The sequence below is a fragment of the Ferruginibacter sp. SUN002 genome, from assembly GCF_050611725.1.
GTDB lineage: Bacteria > Bacteroidota > Bacteroidia > Chitinophagales > Chitinophagaceae > Ferruginibacter.
Genome location: NZ_JBODJB010000001.1, coordinates 2,872,469 through 2,889,600, shown reverse-complemented (window position 1 = coordinate 2,889,600; position 17,132 = coordinate 2,872,469). Strand labels below are relative to the sequence as shown.

At 37.5% G+C, this 17,132-nt stretch carries 14 protein-coding genes; 10 read left to right on the top strand and 4 right to left on the bottom strand.

The genetic code is table 11. The annotated features are described in order from the left end of the window. Nucleotides 1–234 precede the first annotated feature (234 nt). Both ACQ33O_RS12290 and ACQ33O_RS12285 read left to right on the top strand, forming a co-directional pair. Entirely contained in the window at nt 235–1,884 is a 1,650-nt protein-coding gene (locus ACQ33O_RS12290; protein ID WP_430995884.1) for a CTP synthase, read from the top strand. Nucleotides 1,885–1,980: 96 nt separating this feature from the next. Then, on the top strand, nt 1,981–2,646 hold the full coding sequence (locus ACQ33O_RS12285) for a LolA family protein (RefSeq protein ID WP_430995883.1): 666 nt from the start codon (nt 1,981–1,983) through the stop codon (nt 2,644–2,646). 93 nt (nt 2,647–2,739) lie between these two features. On the opposite strand, the gene ACQ33O_RS12280 is transcribed toward ACQ33O_RS12285, so the two are convergent. Then, the gene (locus ACQ33O_RS12280; protein ID WP_430995882.1) at nt 2,740–3,297 is read right to left on the bottom strand and encodes a UbiX family flavin prenyltransferase; all 558 of its coding nucleotides are present in this window, start codon (nt 3,295–3,297) and stop codon (nt 2,740–2,742) included. Nucleotides 3,298–3,338: 41 nt separating this feature from the next. Here ACQ33O_RS12280 and ACQ33O_RS12275 point away from each other — a divergent pair, with 41 nt between their 5' ends. Next, nucleotides 3,339–3,866 carry a thioredoxin family protein gene (locus ACQ33O_RS12275; RefSeq protein ID WP_430995881.1) on the top strand — a complete coding sequence of 176 codons (528 nt, stop codon included), beginning with the start codon at nt 3,339–3,341 and terminating at the stop codon, nt 3,864–3,866. 125 nt (nt 3,867–3,991) lie between these two features. On the opposite strand, the gene ACQ33O_RS12270 is transcribed toward ACQ33O_RS12275, so the two are convergent. Further along, nucleotides 3,992–5,044, bottom strand: a complete 1,053-nt coding sequence (locus ACQ33O_RS12270) for a zinc-dependent peptidase (RefSeq protein ID WP_430995880.1) — start codon at nt 5,042–5,044, stop codon at nt 3,992–3,994. 8 nt (nt 5,045–5,052) lie between these two features. Then, nucleotides 5,053–6,207 (bottom strand): DUF2130 domain-containing protein, encoded by a 1,155-nt coding sequence (locus tag ACQ33O_RS12265; RefSeq protein ID WP_430995879.1) that lies wholly within the window; start codon nt 6,205–6,207, stop codon nt 5,053–5,055. A 360-nt stretch (nt 6,208–6,567) separates the two neighbouring features. Here ACQ33O_RS12265 and rplK point away from each other — a divergent pair, with 360 nt between their 5' ends. The 5 genes from rplK (at nt 6,568) to ACQ33O_RS12240 (ending at nt 10,206) form a co-directional block, all read left to right on the top strand. After that, nucleotides 6,568–7,011, top strand: a complete 444-nt coding sequence (gene rplK, locus ACQ33O_RS12260; RefSeq protein WP_229761031.1) for a 50S ribosomal protein L11 — start codon at nt 6,568–6,570, stop codon at nt 7,009–7,011. A gap of 25 nt (nt 7,012–7,036) precedes the next feature. Further along, nucleotides 7,037–7,726, top strand: coding sequence for a 50S ribosomal protein L1 (rplA, locus tag ACQ33O_RS12255; RefSeq protein ID WP_430995878.1), 690 nt, complete (start codon nt 7,037–7,039; stop codon nt 7,724–7,726). Nucleotides 7,727–7,787: 61 nt separating this feature from the next. After that, nucleotides 7,788–8,417: a 50S ribosomal protein L10 gene (gene rplJ, locus ACQ33O_RS12250; RefSeq protein WP_430995877.1), complete on the top strand. Its 630-nt coding sequence runs from the start codon at nt 7,788–7,790 to the stop codon at nt 8,415–8,417. Nucleotides 8,418–8,587: 170 nt separating this feature from the next. Then, a complete protein-coding gene (gene rplL, locus ACQ33O_RS12245; protein ID WP_430995876.1) occupies nt 8,588–8,962 on the top strand; it encodes a 50S ribosomal protein L7/L12 in 375 nt (124 codons plus the stop codon). 134 nt (nt 8,963–9,096) lie between these two features. Next, on the top strand, nt 9,097–10,206 hold the full coding sequence (locus tag ACQ33O_RS12240; protein WP_430995875.1) for an acyltransferase family protein: 1,110 nt from the start codon (nt 9,097–9,099) through the stop codon (nt 10,204–10,206). Between the two features lie 13 nt (nt 10,207–10,219). Here ACQ33O_RS12240 and ACQ33O_RS12235 read toward each other — a convergent pair whose 3' ends face one another. After that, nucleotides 10,220–11,089 (bottom strand): T9SS type A sorting domain-containing protein, encoded by an 870-nt coding sequence (locus tag ACQ33O_RS12235; RefSeq protein ID WP_430995874.1) that lies wholly within the window; start codon nt 11,087–11,089, stop codon nt 10,220–10,222. Between the two features lie 415 nt (nt 11,090–11,504). On the opposite strand from ACQ33O_RS12235, the gene rpoB reads away from it, so the two are divergent. Both rpoB and ACQ33O_RS12225 read left to right on the top strand, forming a co-directional pair. Continuing rightward, nucleotides 11,505–15,314, top strand: coding sequence for a DNA-directed RNA polymerase subunit beta (gene rpoB, locus ACQ33O_RS12230; RefSeq protein WP_430995873.1), 3,810 nt, complete (start codon nt 11,505–11,507; stop codon nt 15,312–15,314). Between the two features lie 282 nt (nt 15,315–15,596). Then, a partial coding sequence (locus ACQ33O_RS12225) for a hypothetical protein (RefSeq protein ID WP_430995872.1) occupies nt 15,597–17,132 on the top strand: 1,536 nt, incomplete at its 3' end.

Here is a 17,132-nt window from a genome sequence, read left to right as displayed (position 1 = left end):
AATTATTGACTGAAATAAATTGTTGCAATCGTTTGCGGAGGAGCAATATTTTTTTATTTATAAAATTTGACTCTTTTTTTATGATAACGTGGGGCTAATTTTTTTTAGCCCAAATATTTGCTGTATGTTTGCATGACCTCTCGGATATATCTATTTTCACTTTTCCAACGGTCAAAAAAATGCGTTTTTCAGCTAATAGCTGATTGGCATTGATTATTATTAATATTACATTTTATGGCCAAGTATATATTTGTTACAGGTGGTGTTACATCTTCTTTAGGAAAAGGTATTATTGCCGCATCACTTGCTAAATTACTCCAATCCAGGGGACTAAGAGTTACTATTCAAAAATTCGACCCTTACATTAATGTGGATCCGGGAACCTTAAATCCGTATGAACATGGAGAATGTTTTGTTACAGAAGATGGGGCAGAGACCGATCTGGATCTTGGACACTACGAAAGATTTTTAAACATATTTACCTCTCAGGCAAATAATGTAACAACCGGTAGAATTTATCAGACAGTCATTAACAAAGAAAGAGAAGGGGCTTATCTTGGAAAAACAGTACAAGTAATCCCCCACATAACGGATGAGATTAAACGAAGAATGTTGCTGATAGGAGATAGCGGCGAATATGATATTGTTATTACAGAGATTGGCGGTACCGTTGGTGATATTGAAAGTTTACCTTTTGTAGAAGCTGTGCGTCAGTTACAGTGGGAACTGGCCGATGAAGATTGTATTGTTATTCATTTAACATTGATTCCTTATTTAAAAGCTGCAGGTGAATTAAAAACAAAGCCTACTCAGCATAGTGTGAAACTTTTAAGTGAAAATGGGGTTAGACCCAATATCATTGTGTGTCGTACAGAAAAAGCAATTGGGGCAGACCTTAAAAGAAAGATCGCTTTGTTCTGTAATGTAAAACCAGAAGCGGTTATTGAAGCAATGGATGCAAGCACTATATATGAAGTGCCGTTGAAAATGTTACAGGAAAAACTGGACATTACCGTTTTAAAATTATTGCATATCAATGGTTATGCAGCTCCTGATCTTGTAAAATGGAAAGGGTTTTTAGATAAACTGAAACGTCCTACCGGTAAAGTAACTATTGGTTTGATCGGTAAATACATTGAATTGCAGGATGCGTATAAATCTATCTTGGAATCGTTTGTACATGCAGGTGCAATGAATGAATGTAAGGTACAGATAGTAAATGTGCATAGTGAACACATTACTGATGCAAATGTCTCTGAAAAATTAGGGGCATTGGATGGATTGTTGGTTGCACCGGGTTTTGGATTGAGAGGTGTTGAGGGAAAGATAACAGCTGTAAAATATGCAAGAGAACACAATCTGCCATTCTTTGGTATTTGTTTGGGGATGCAAATGGCAGTTATTGAATTTGCCAGAAATGTACTGGGATTAAAAGATGCTCATTCTACAGAAATGGATGCTGATACTAAAAACCCTGTTATCGCATTAATGGAAGGGCAGAAAAAAGTGACCGCTAAAGGCGGCACCATGCGTTTAGGTGCTTATCCATGTGAACTGAAAGAAAATTCATTGGCATACAATATATACGGTCATACTCCTATTAGTGAAAGACATCGTCATCGTTGGGAGTTCAATAACAAGTATTTAGAACAATTTGAACAAGCAGGAATGGTTGCCAGCGGTAAAAATCCGGCTACAGGTTTGGTTGAGATCGTTGAATTGCCTGCTCACCCGTTTTTTATTGGGGTACAATATCACCCTGAACTAAAAAGTACAGTCGAAAATCCTCAGCCTATCTTTATGAATTTCATTAAAGCAGCGAAAGAATTTGCCAATAATAAGAATGCCGTTAAGAATCCGGCATTACAAAATGAGATGAGCTAACTTTCTACTATTAACATATTATTATAATCCATCAATAAACCATTGGTCTGCAAAAACAGTCTATTCATATATCTTTGCAACCTTTAAAATTTAAAAATGAAGAAAGTATTTACAGTTTTACTATTGAGTTTGTATACATTATCAGCAGTATTTGCACAAAAAGGAGGAACCGGTAAGAGCGATCCGGAAGCTAAAAAAATATTAGATGCGGTTAGTGCTAAGTTTAAAACTTTTAAAAGTGTAAAAGCTGAGTTTTCCTTAAAAATTGAAAATGCAGCAGGTAAGAGTTTGGGAAATAAATCAGGAACCGTTTATATGAAGGGTACAAAGTACAGAGTAAGTGTTACCGGTCAGGAAATTTATTGTGATGGATCAAATGTTTCAACTCTAGATAAAGCTGCTAAAGAATTGACTATCACTAAGATCGATCCAAGCAACAATACACTAACGCCACAAAAAATATTCACCAATTTCTATGATAAAGATTTTCTATACAAATTGAACGGAGATAAAACCGTTAATGGAAAAGCTTGTCAGGAAATTGAGCTTACGCCTTTTGATAAATCTAAACCATTCTTTAAAGTATTGGTGTATGTAGAAAAATCTTCTCAAACAATTGTTTCTACTAAAGTATTTGAAAAAACAGGCAATAAGTACACTTACGCTGTAAAGAATATGAATACAAAAGCAACTATTCCCGATACACAATTTGTATTTGATGCAAAGAAAAATCCCGGGGTTGAAATTGTCGATCTAAGATAATTGATCAATTTTCAAGAAGCTTAACAGGTCTAAAGGGTTTAACAGGTTCATTCAACTTGTTAAACCCTTTAAACTTTTATGACCTTTTAAACCTTACCCTCCCCAACGATAAGTAGTAATATCCAATCCTGCAAGATCTAAAACCCGGTCAACCACCGTTGCAGCCACTTCTTCCAATGTTTTTGGCTTGCTATAAAAAGATGGCGTAGCAGGACATATAATACCACCGGCTAAAGTAATGCTTTCCATATTGCGTATATGTATCAGGCTATAGGGTGTATCTCTTGCTACACAGATCAATCTTCGTCTTTCCTTTAAGATCACATCTGCAGCTCTGGAGATCAGGTCATTGCTGATACCACCGGCTATTCTGCCCAAAGTGCCCATGCTGCAGGGAACGATCAACATAATATTGTATTTTCCCGAACCCGATGCAAAAGGTGCATTAAAATCCTGTTGAGTATAAAATTTTACCGGATAATTATTGTAGCTGTCGTTTTCAAGCTCGGTTTGCCAAACTGTTTTTGCATTATTTGTTAAAACAACGGCCAACTCGTCCCATTGCTCTTTAATGGCAAGCAATTTGTCGAGTAAAACCTTGGCGTAAATTGAACCGCTGGCTCCCGTAATGGCCACAACAATTTTATTCATAATTTTATAAAATAAAGGTCTAAGCTACTAAACAATTGTTTATGCAAAAGGTTATTAATTTTTTATTGTTGTTTTTTCTGATCGCTGTTTCGTCTTCATTTAATATTTTAAAAAAGGGGGAAGTAAAATGGTTAACTGTTGAAGCGATGCAAAAAGCCTATAAAAACAACCCCAAACCAATATTGGTTGATATATATACAAACTGGTGTCATTGGTGTAAAGTAATGGATAAAGAAACCTACCAAAATGAAAAGGTTGCCAACTATATCAATCAAAATTATTACGCAATAAAGTTCAATGCAGAGACAAAGGAAAGTGTTAAATGGCAGGGTAGAACTTTTAATTACAACAGCACATATAAGGTTAATGAATTTGCTGCTTACCTTACTAATGGTAATTTGGGCTATCCTACTACAGTATTATTGACGGCCCCTGACGCACAAGCTACTACTTTTGCCGGCTATTTAAAAGCCGGGCAATTAGAACCTCCGTTGAAATATTTTGGAGATAGTGCTTATAAAACAAAGACATATCCGGAGTTTTTAAAGACATTTTCTGTAAGCTGGTAATTTTTTTTTAAATCCATGCAACCTTTCCGAACAACCTATCGACTATAGAGTAGGTTTTTCATAGGATAAGGTTTAATGGTTAATGGTTTTTTGATTAAGGGCTTCTTCGGAAGCCCATTTTTATTTTAACTAGGTTGCTGATTTAAAAGATCACACATGGCCGAATAAAGTTCTGGGTAAGTGTTTTTCATTTGAGTAGGCTTTTCAAAGAATATTTCCACACTTTCGGCCCAAAATTCCTGAAAGTTACGAAGGGCATAGTCTGTATACAGATCATTTACTGAGGTAGATTCCTGTGCAAATGCTTTATTTGCATAGAGATTAAAGTTGGGGAAACTTCTAGTGAAATCTTCGTCTTCATGCCGACCTGTTTCGAAATTTTGAAAATGATAAGCGTGGGCCATTTCATGCAGTCCAACGTTTTGCCCATCATCAGGAATTTTAAATCCGTTTAAAAAATGCTTCCATGAAATGTTGATGGAATTGCCGGAAACATTTCCTTCTAAATAACGGATGCTTGGATGAACACCTAAAAATTCTTCAGGATAAATATGAATGTTTGGAAAATCGGGTAGGAGATATTTTTCAAATCCAAAACTTAATTGAATAGCGGTGGCACTGATGAGGATGGGCATTTCTTTAAAGCCGCTTTCGTCGTGGATGATAAAGGTTCTGGATTCAATGAATTTTTGAAGTCGGGATATGAATTTATCTTTTTCACTACCATTTAATTTAGTGTAATAAGGGAAGCGTTTATTTAATACCTCCGTTAAAATTGTTCTTGAGAGATCGAGTTCATTACCATGATAGGTAAGAGTTGTTGGAATATCGTAAGTAGGATCCCATTTTGATGTATAAGCGGGGGCATACTCATAATAATCGGGATTTCTATATCTCCAATTACTTGTATAGTAATCGTAATGTTTTATAAGTTCTTTGATGCAAAAAATAAAAAGAAAAATAACAATTGCAATAAAACAATAGATGAGGATCATATTGGGTCCTTCTTCACTTTGGTCGGAGGGGGCTACATAATCCTTAGAAGTTTTATGAACAGTGTTGAAGTTATTAATTAATGAATCAATTGAATGAGTGTTTAATTCAGTTGGTGATTCAATTTTATAATCAGCATCGCCAATCTTAAATTCGTAAGTATAGGTAGTGCTATCCTGAGGCATACAGTAATTTAGTCTTCCAACAAATTATCATCGCTACCATCCAACAAAGGGATATCACCCACCGATGCACCAGCAATACCTTTTACAGAACCATACATGCCGCTGGTGCTGATCAGCACTTTTTCAATTTGCTTTTCTCTTTCCTTCCAGATCTTTTCCATTTGGATACGCTCTTTGGAAATACCTTGTTTCATGGCCATAAAACCTTCTACAATAGATTCCATTTGTCCACGGAATTCGTTGCCGGTTAAATAGTCGTAGAGCATTTGCATTTTACCGCCTTTGTTTTCCTGGCTTTTTTGTACAGCATCTATTTTAATGATACCGCTGCGTAACAAATGAGCCACACTGCTGACTTCATTAAAATTGCAGATCCAAATGCCATCTTTTTCACCAAACTTTTCCATGTCCTTTGGAAAAACCTGCGATACCAATATGGCAACATCAGCCCCACTGTTACGCATATCCGATTTTAATTTATCGATCCAGCCATTGCTCCATGCTTTGGTGCGTTTACTTTCATAAATAATTTTACCGCATTCTTTACCGCTTCCATTTCTGATTATTTGAATACAATCGGCACCTTCAACACCTTTGCCTACTTCTTCAATAGCATCAAACGGAAAACTCTCTTTTAAAATTTCTTCCAATAACAATTCCTGGCTCTCACCTTGTAATTGCATACTGCCTTGTTCGCTCTTACGCTTCAGCTCTTCAATCAGCTTTTGTTGAGCCTCCATTTGAACTTTAAATTCTTTTGTTTTAAGGTCAAATAATTCCTGTTCTCTTTTGATGGCAGAGTCTTCAATCTCTTTTCTTTTTTCTAAGAAACGTTTTTCAATTTCTACTTCAAGGTTTTTTTGTTTTTCTTCTAAAGCATTTTTATCTCTTAGCAGATCGAGTTCCTTTTTTTGTAGTTCCTGTAGTTGTTGGTTTTTTATTTTCGCTTCTTCTTCAAAAGATTTTAATTGAGAGGCAAATTGTTCTGCTGCTTTTTTTTGAGCTGCTGCTTCGGCAGCAATTTTATTTTTCTCAAATTCTTCTTCTTTTTTCTTTTGCCAGTCAACCATTTTGCCACGCAATTCTTTCTCTACCTCATTTTTAAGGCTTTCGTTCAATTCAAACTGATGTCCGCAACTGGGGCATGTTATTTCATTCGCCATTTCACAATTTTTATATAATTGCACGAATTTAAGGCACTAATTACACGAATTAAAAACTTTGTAAATAAAAGAGTATAAAGCGGCAGTTTGAAGATGTTGATTGATAAATAATTGTTGAATGGCTGCCGGATTGTAGCGGAAATCCTTTTTGTGACGAAGGAACAAAATGATTGCAGCGAAAAGCCGGAACTGAAGCAAAATCAGGGATTTGTGGTGGAAAGCCCAAAAAATTTTCATTTTTCATTTTTAATTCTTAATTTTTTGTGTACCTTTGCCGCCCCAAATAGTTCTTTAGAGGAATTTATTGTATTGGGAGTGTCGTTAAAATGACGGCACGCTATCACCAAAAAAAGTAACAACATGGCAAAAGAGATCACAGGTTATGTGAAATTGCAGTGTAAAGGCGGTCAAGCCAATCCTGCACCACCAATCGGGCCTGCATTAGGTTCTAAAGGTATCAATATCATGGAGTTCTGTAAGCAATTCAATGCTAGAACCCAGGATAAACAAGGAAAAGTACTTCCTGTACTTATCACGGTTTTCGCTGATAAGTCTTTCGAATTCATCATCAAAACTCCACCGGCTGCAGTTCAATTAATGGAAGCGGCTAAATTACAAAGTGGTAGTAAAGAACCAAACCGTGTAAAAGTTGGTAAAGTTACCTGGGCGCAAGTTCAAGCGATCGCTGAGGATAAAATGGCTGACTTGAATGCATTTACCCTAAACAGTGCGATGAGCATGGTTGCCGGTACTGCACGTAGCATGGGTTTAACTGTTGACGGAAAAGCCCCTTGGGAAAATTAATTATCAACCTTAAAAATTTTAGAAAATGATTACTAAAAAAAGAAAATTAGCAAACGCTAAGGTTGATATTAACAAAGCTTACTCTTTAAAAGAAGCTTCTTCCTTAGTTAAAGAAATCAACACAACTAAATTTGATAGTTCTGTTGACTTACATATCAAATTAGGAGTAGATCCTAAGAAAGCAGACCAAGCTATCCGTGGTACGGTTTCATTACCTCACGGTACCGGTAAAACGAAAAAAGTATTGGTGCTTTGTACGCCTGATAAAGAGGCTGCTGCAAAAGATGCAGGTGCTGATTTTGTTGGGTTAGATGAATTCATTACAAAAATTGAAGGTGGCTGGACAGATATCGATGTGATCATCGCTACTCCTTCAGTAATGCCTAAGATCGGTAAACTAGGTAAAGTATTAGGTCCTCGTAACTTAATGCCGAATCCTAAAACCGGTACTGTAACAAATGATGTTGCAGCTGCAGTAAATGAAGTAAAAGGTGGTAAAATTGCTTTTAAAGTTGATAAGGTTGGTATCATACATGCATCTATCGGTCGTGTAAGTTTCAGCGCTGAAAAAATTGCTGAAAACAGTCAGGAGTTGATCAATGCATTGGTAAAATTAAAACCATCATCTTCAAAAGGTACATACCTTAAAGGCGTTAGCATGGCAAGTACCATGAGCCCGGGTATTTTAATTGACACTAAATCTGTTTCAAACTAGTCACCCTAATTGATGGCGAGATACTTCGCTATCGCTCAGGATGACAACAAAAATATTTGTTATGACTAAACAAGAAAAAAATGAAGTAATTGTTGCACTGAAAGAAAAATTCTCTCAGTACAATAACTTCTACGTAACTGATACCGAAAGTTTAACGGTAGCACAGGTTAGTCAACTTCGTCGTCATTGCTTTAACAAGCAAGTGGAAATGAAAGTTGCTAAAAATACTTTGATCAAAAAAGCATTGGAAAGTATTGATGCTGAAAAATATGCAGGTGTTTATGATTCATTACATAAAGTAACTGCTTTGTTGTTCAGTGAAAATCCTAAAGAGCCGGCCTTGATCTTAAGTGGTTTCAGAACTGAAAGCAAAAGCGAAAAGCCTGAATTAAAGGCTGCATTCATTAACGGTGATGTATTCGTAGGCGATAATCAATTGAAGGCGCTTACTAAGATCAAAACTAAGAATGAGCTTATTGGTGAAGTTATCGGATTGTTACAATCTCCAATTCAACGTGTATTGGGTGCGTTACAAAACAAAGATGCAGCTAAAGGTGCCGAAGAAGTTGTTGCTGAAGCAGCAGCTCCTGCAGTTGAAGCGGCCGCACCGGTTGCAGAATCTCCTGCAGCAGAAGCTCCTGCAACTCCGGAAGCACCAGCTGCTGAAGCTGGAGCAACACCAGAAGCATAGTTGAATGTGCCGATTAGCAAATGTACAAATTTTGCTTCGACACAGTTTAACTATAACAAATTGATATTTGCATATTTGCATATTTGCATATTTGCACATTATACAGAAAACAATTTTTTTAAACTCTCCGCCGGAGTGAAAACAATGAAGGCGGAAAAAATTTAAACATTATGGCAGACGTAAAAGCATTAGCTGAAAACCTTGTAGGTTTAACAGTAAAAGAAGTACAAGAATTAGCAGAATTCTTAAAATCAGAGTACGGTATTGAACCAGCTGCAGCTGCAGTTGTAGTAAGTGCTGATGGTGGTGGCGGTGCCGCTGCTGCTGAAGAAAAAACATCTTTCAACGTAATTTTGAAAAGCGGTGGCGCTAACAAATTAGCTGTTGTAAAAGTTGTTAAAGAATTAACAGGTTTAGGATTGAAAGAAGCTAAAGATTTAGTTGACGGCGCTCCAAAACCAGTTAAAGAAGGTGTTGATAAAGCAACTGCTGAAGATCTTAAAGTAAAATTAACTGAAGCTGGTGCTGAAGTTGAAATTGCTTAATTCAAACAGTTTCTAACATAGCTTTAAAAGCCGGTCTACGCAAGTAGGTCGGCTTTTTGCTTAATACGCTTTTCGAATTATAAGAAACAGTATCTTGCCGATTCTTAATTCATGACCAACAAGTATCGGATATCTTGACTTTTTCTACCCAACCCCAGACTGCTGCTGCTCCATCAAGGTTCGATGCGTTGACAGGTTTCAGGTGCCTTGCAGCATGTATGGTATTTGTTTATCACAACAGAAAATACTGGAGAGCGGAATTGAATGGAGAGGTGCTTCGTTTGTTCAATGAATTTCACGCAGGTGTTGCACTCTTCTTTGTACTAAGCGGTTTTTTGATCGCTTATACTTATAGTGAAAAGCCATTGGCATCGGGAAAAGCATATGCAGGATATATATTGCTTCGTTCGGCTCGTATATTACCATTGTATTGGTTGATCCTGACTTGCTATTATCTTGATCCGGCTTATGGCAAAGGTGGATATAGTGTTTTGACCTACACCCTTGCTCATGGTTTTTCTGATCAACATAATTTAGATGGCATCTCACAAGCATGGTCCTTAAATGTAGAGATGATGTTTTATATAGTGGCACCGGTGCTTTGCTATTTACAACGCAGGCATGTAATACTGGCAATCGGTTTTTTAGTTTTACTATTTCTGTTTAGCTGGGGAGTAGGTGCATGCTGGCATCATTTAAATGGGAATAAGGATAGGTTTTTTTATCCTGTCGAATTTATTTTTAGCTCAACCTTTCCGGGACGCAGCAGTGAATTTTTAGCAGGGGTTCTGATGGCGGCCGCAATTAAAAATGAGAATAATTTTCTCAAGAACTTTCCCCATAAGACATGGATAGGGTTTGTCGGAACTTTTGCTACATGTTATGCTATTGGATTTTTTCAACCGGATATTTATCACCATGGTACCGATACAGTTTCGGGCTTGTTGATACGTATTTTTATCTTGCCGTTATTTGTTGTAATTGCCTTGTCAGGGCTTATTATGGAGAGGACCTGGACGCAACGTTTTTTTTCAACAAAACTGTTGGTTTTATTGGGGAATGCTTCTTTTGCATTTTATCTGGTACACATCAGTTATGTAAATCTTAAACTACAGACTTATTTCTTGTTGCCCGATAGGAATTTTCTTGTGTTGTGGGGTATATCTATTCTGCTTTACTTGCTTTACGAAAAGAATATTTATAACCTCTTTCGCAGGTGGTTGAAACCAATTACTAAACGTTAAGTATACCCGAAAATTATTGTTTGATCACTTTTTGTGTTACCGAAGTGTTGTCTGCATTCACAACTCTTACAGTGTAAATGCCGGCTGGTATTTTTTCTTTAACAGTTAATGTAGTTTCTGTAGTTTTTTGTGAGAAAATCTCCAGTCCTTGAGCGTTGTAAATTTTTACGGTTGCAGGCAATTGTTTTTCCGGCAGCGAAATTTTAAAACTGTTGCTTGTAGGATTCGGATAAATGTTTACTGCTACATTTGTTTGATGTTTGATCAAAACAATTTCCGAGTAAGATGTTTTTCCACTAACATCCGTAGTTTTTAAGCGATAGTATGCTTTGGATTGATCCGTAAGTTTATCAGTATGAGTATATTTCTTCTCATCTGTACTGCCACCTTGGGCATTCACTGTGATGATCGATGTAAAATTGATATTATCAACACTGCGTTCTATCGTATATTTTTCATGGCCTGTTTCTGAACTTGTACGCCAGTTTATTGTATAGCTGTCTTTTTCTATTTGATCAACTGAAAAATGATTTAATTTAACAGGGGTAGTAATCGTATTTATTATCACACATCCATTCGTGGAACCGGGAACCGAAGAAGCAAAGATCAGCGGAACATCGCATGGTACACAAACAAATGCATCTCCAACACCAGGACCGGGATAAGTGCCTGGTATTTGTACACTCGTGATCTCACGAAGTGGATTACCACCGATTATACTAACAATAACGCCTTCCGGCCATCCATTTAATAGAACGCCACAGCCGGGAGACGGGCTACATAAAGCATAATTTAACGCAAATGCAGTGGCATTGGGCGGACATTGTGCCTTGCTTGCAACGTTGAAGCTCAGTATCGAGAGGATAAATAGAAGTTTCTTCATAGGATGAAACGTAAAGTTAGCATAATGCTTTTAATAAGATATTAGTAGTTTAACTGAATTTTGCGGTAAAATTACCACTTGAAATTCCCCTTTGGTGTGAAAAGTTTTCAACTTTTTTGAATAGATGTGGAATAAATTACGGTGGTAAAAGCACCCAAATAACGTATTTGCTTCAAACACGCTAAGAATCTGAGCGAATTGGAGTAAAAGATCGCCTTTTTTTCAATTAATTTTCGACTTGCCGAGGTTTTCGGTAAAAATGGGGGCTTTCCGACCAAAAAAACAGTGATATATCCTAATAAATCCCAATCTTTTTTCCTACCTTTGCCGTCCTTATAATTTTGAGTGAGCTGCACCTAAGCAAAACCTCGATTGAATAAGGGTCTTCACAGCTTTAAAACGTTTTAATTAAAATATGTCTGCAACTAAATCTCCCGCCGCTAAACGTATCAATTTCGGTAAAATTGAGCATTTGGCAGAGCAACCCGATTTGTTAGGAATTCAAATCCAGTCTTTTAAAGATTTTTTCCAGTTAGAAACTACGCCTGATAAGCGTAATGTAGAAGGTTTATTCCGTGTGTTCAAGGAAAATTTCCCTATCACGGATACCCGTAACATCTTCGTATTGGAATTTTTGGATTATTTCGTTGATCCTCCACGTTACACTATTGATGAATGTATTGAAAGGGGCTTGACTTACGCCGTGCCTTTAAAAGCAAAGCTTCGTTTAAGTTGTAACGATGAAGAGCACGTAGATTTCCAAACGATCGTTCAGGATGTATTCTTGGGTAATATCCCTTACATGACACCACGTGGTACTTTTGTTATCAATGGTGCTGAAAGGGTAGTAGTATCTCAGTTGCACCGTTCTCCGGGTGTATTCTTCGGACAATCTGTTCACCCGAACGGAACAAAAATTTACTCTGCAAGAGTTATTCCTTTCAAAGGAGCATGGATGGAGTTTGCAACAGACATTAACAATGTAATGTATGCTTACATCGATCGTAAGAAAAAATTCCCGGTAACAACTTTGTTACGTTCTATCGGTTTCGAAACTGATAAAGATATTCTGGAATTATTCGGAATGGCTGATGAAGTAAAGGTTGATAAAAAAGTATTAAAAAATTATATCGGCAAACGTTTAGCTGCACGTGTATTACGCACATGGGTAGAAGATTTTGTTGATGAAGATACAGGTGAAGTTGTAAGTCTTGAAAGAAACGAGATCGTTCTTGAAAGAGATACGGTTTTAGATGAAAGCAACATTGCTGAAATTGCTGAATTAGATGTGAAGAGCATATTCGTTCAGAAAGAAGAAGTAAGTGGTGATTATGCAATCATCTACAATACATTAAATAAAGATACCTCTAACTCTGAGTTGGAAGCGGTTCAACATATTTACCGTCAGTTACGTGGTGCAGATGCTCCTGATAACGAAACAGCACGTGGTATCATTGATAAATTATTCTTCTCTGATAAACGTTACGATCTGGGTGAAGTTGGACGTTACAAGATCAACCGCCGTTTAGGCCTTGATTTCCCGATCACTAAAAAAGTATTAACTAAAGATGATATCATCGCTATCATTAAAACATTGGTACAATTGACCAATGGTAAATCTGAAGTAGATGATATCGATCACTTAAGCAACCGTCGTGTACGTACAGTAGGTGAGCAATTATATGCTCAGTTTGGTGTAGGGTTAGCACGTATGGCTCGTACGATTCGTGAAAGAATGAACGTTCGTGATAACGAGGTATTTACTCCGGTGGATCTGATCAATGCAAGAACGCTTTCTTCTGTTATCAATTCATTCTTTGGTACATCTCAGTTATCTCAGTTCTTAGATCAAACCAACCCGCTTTCTGAAATTACGCATAAACGTCGTATCTCAGCTCTTGGGCCCGGTGGTTTAAGTCGTGAAAGAGCAGGTTTTGAGGTTCGTGACGTTCACTATTCTCACTACGGTCGTCTTTGTACAATTGAAACGCCGGAAGGACCAAACATTGGTTTGATATCTACACTTTGTGTACATGCTAAGATCAATGATATGGGCTTCATCGAAACGCCTTACCATAAAGTAATTGATGGTAAAGTAGATATGAAGAAAACAATTTTCCTTTCTGCTGAAGAAGAAGATACTGCGAAAATTGCACAGGCAAATATCGACATGGATGATAAAGGAAACTTCGTAGAAGATAAGATCAAAAGTCGTCAAACAGGTGACTTCCCGATCTTAGATAAACACGAAGTGGAATACATGGACGTTGCTCCAAACCAGATCGTTGGTTTGAGTGCTTCATTGATTCCTTTCCTTGAACATGATGATGCTAACCGTGCCTTGATGGGATCAAACATGCAACGTCAGGCTGTACCATTGTTACGTCCGCAAGTGCCTATCGTAGGTACAGGGTTGGAGGCAAAAGCAGCTCGTGATGCAAGAATTCAATTACATGCAGAAGGTAACGGTGTTGTAGAATACGTAGATGGTAATGAAATACATGTTCGTTACAACAGAAGCGAATTACAACAATTAGTAAGCTTTGAAGATGATCTTAAAGTATATAAAGTAACCAAATTCATTCGTACCAACCAGGAAACAACGATCAACTTACGTCCGGCTGTAGTAAAAGGACAAAAAGTTGTTGAAGGTGATTTCTTAACAGAAGGTTACGCAACACAAGGTGGTGAAATGGCTTTAGGTCGTAACTTGAAAGTGGCATTCATGCCATGGAAAGGGTACAATTTTGAAGATGCGATCGTGATATCTGAGAAAGTTGTAAAAGATGACTGGTTTACGTCTATCCATATCAGTGAGTTTGAAACTGAAGTACGTGATACTAAATTAGGAGAAGAAGAATTAACACCGGATATTCCGAACGTTAGTGAAGAAGCCACTAAAGATCTTGATCAAAACGGTATCATCCGCATTGGTGCTCATATTAAAGAAGGCGATATCATTATTGGTAAAATCACTCCAAAAGGTGAAAGCGATCCAACTCCTGAAGAGAAGTTGTTACGTGCCATCTTCGGTGATAAAGCTGGTGATGCTAAAGATGCTTCTTTGAAAGCTCCATCAGGTACAGAAGGTGTTGTTATCGACAAAAAATTATTCCAACGTGCTAAGAAAGATAAGAATGCTAAAGTAAGAGAGAAAGCATCTTTGGATAAAATTGAAAAAACACACGAAAAGAACGAAGCAGATATTTTAGAATTGCTAGTTAATAAATTAACTACGCTTCTTAAAGAAAAAACTTCGGCTGGTGTTAACAATAATTTCGGTGAAGTATTGATCGGTAAAGGTGCTAAATTCAATCAAAAGAATTTATCTAACCTCGATTATCTAAACATCAATCCATTGGGTTGGACGGGTGATGCAAAAACCGATGATCTGATCAACGTATTATTGCACAACTACAGTATTAAATACAACGAAGAGTTAGGTCGTTATAAGAGAGAAAAATTCAATATCAGCATTGGTGATGAATTACCTGCTGGTGTATTGAAATTGGCTAAAGTTTATCTAGCTGTAAAACGTAAGTTGAAAGTGGGAGATAAAATGGCGGGTCGTCACGGTAACAAAGGTATTGTTGCTAAGATCGTTCGTCAGGAAGATATGCCATTCTTAGAAGACGGAACTCCGGTTGATATCGTGTTGAATCCGTTAGGGGTACCTAGTCGTATGAACCTTGGACAGATATACGAAACTGTACTTGGTTGGGCAGGTGAAAAATTAGGAATGAAATTCGCTACGCCGATCTTTGATGGTGCAAGTGTAGACGAAATTGCAGATAGAATAACCGAAGCCGGATTACCTAAGTTTGGCCATACATATTTATACGATGGTGAAACAGGAGATCGTTTTGATCAGAAAGCAACTGTTGGTATCATTTATGTAATTAAGCTTCACCATATGGTTGATGATAAAATGCATGCCCGTTCAATCGGACCATACAGTTTGATCACTCAACAACCGTTAGGTGGTAAAGCTCAGTTCGGTGGTCAAAGATTTGGTGAGATGGAGGTTTGGGCATTAGAGGCTTATGGTGCATCTAACATCTTACAAGAGTTGTTAACGCTTAAATCTGATGATATCATTGGACGTGCTAAAACATACGAAGCAATTGTAAAAGGTGAGAATATTCCTCGCCCTGGTATTCCAGAATCATTCAATGTATTGGTTCATGAATTAAGAGGTTTAGGTTTGGATCTTACTTTCGAATAAGAGAAGATCTTCTCAATAAAATTTCAAAGGCGTTTCGATAAATATCGGAACGCCTTTTTTTATTTTTGAAGGCTGATTTTTTTATTGCCCTTTAAATATTGTATAAAAAATATTTATATCTTCACCCGAAATGTAACTACTGCATTTTAATCTCCTCTTGATCCATAAAAAACTGTTTGAGAATGTTTTTCTGAGGTATTCTTTGGCAAGTAAAAAGTCAAATAGAACTCACTAAGGAATAAATTTCCATCTGAATATTTTAAAAGATTGTATTAATTATTTATGACGAATATTATTAGAAAAGGGTTATGTATTTTACTGGTAAGTTTCTTATGCCGGTTTTCTTTTGCACAAACAGTTACGCTGACGCAACCAAATGGAGGAGAAGTGTTATATGCTTGTCAGCAGTATCCGGTTAAATGGACACAAACCGGCACATCATCCAATTATTGGAATATTGATTATTCTTTAGATGGAGGAACAATATGGGCATCGGTAGCTACAAATTATTTATCTGCTAACGGTCAGTTCCTTTGGACTGTACCCAACATACAATCCTCTACGGTACTCCTAAGAGTGTATGATGCTCAGGCGCCAACTACAACAGATAAAAGCGACGCCTATTTTACGATAAACATACCCGTAACCGTTACTTCACCTAATGGAGGAGAAACATGGCAGGGAGGTACAGTGCATAACATTACATGGAATGCGGTTGGTACTTCAAACACTTATAACATTGCTTACTCTTTAAATGGAGGAAGCTCATGGGTAAACATTGCTACCAATTATTCTACTACAGGAGGAACGTATGCATGGACCTTACCTGCTGTTGCATTAAGCACAAATTGTTTGGTGAGAGTACAGGATTATGTACAAAACTGTATGCAGGATATAAGCAACGCAACCTTCACCATCACACCGGCGCAACCACTATTGATCAGTCCCAACGGTGGCGATGTATTAAATCCACGTTGTACATACAATATTACCTGGTTAACATCAAGATTATATACCACGGCGAGATTGGAATACTCAGTAGACAATGGCAGCACCTGGACATTGATCACGAACGCTGCACCCAATACAGGAGTATATGTATGGACAGTGCCTACAGTAGCCTCTACACAATGTTTGGTAAAGATCAGCAACACCGGCGATGTATCAGTGAATGATATCAGCGCTACAAACTTTACGATCATTCCTCCTGTAACGATCACAAGTCCTAATGGTGGAGAGACAGGCATAGGTTGTAATATCTTACCGATCACCTTTAATAAGACCACCTGCGGTGGCACCTGGAATATTTATTATTCAATCGATAGCGGATCTACCTTTAATTATATCACAGCAGTATCAGATAATAGTTCACTAACGCAGACGTATAACTGGACAGTACCAAACGGTATCACCACCAGTAAAGCATTGATCTATGTTTACGGATCGAACTCTTCTTCAACCATAAGAGACACGAGCAATGCAGTATTCAATATCATACCAAGCAACGACATCACGGTAACCAGTCCTAACGGAGGCGAAAGCTGGGTAGGCTTATCAGGCCATACCATCACATGGACAAACCTGCCAACTGCATCTGGTCAGTACAATGTACAATACTCATTGAATGGTGGCAACAGCTGGACAACCGTTGCTACCGACATCACTGGCAATAGTTATAACTGGACACTCCCCAATACATCCAGCACTACCTGCTGGGTAAGAGTAACAGATTATGTAAACAACTGTAAGTATGATGATAACAATGCAGCGTTTACTATCACACCTGCAACACCAATACTCACAGCACCTAACGGCGGT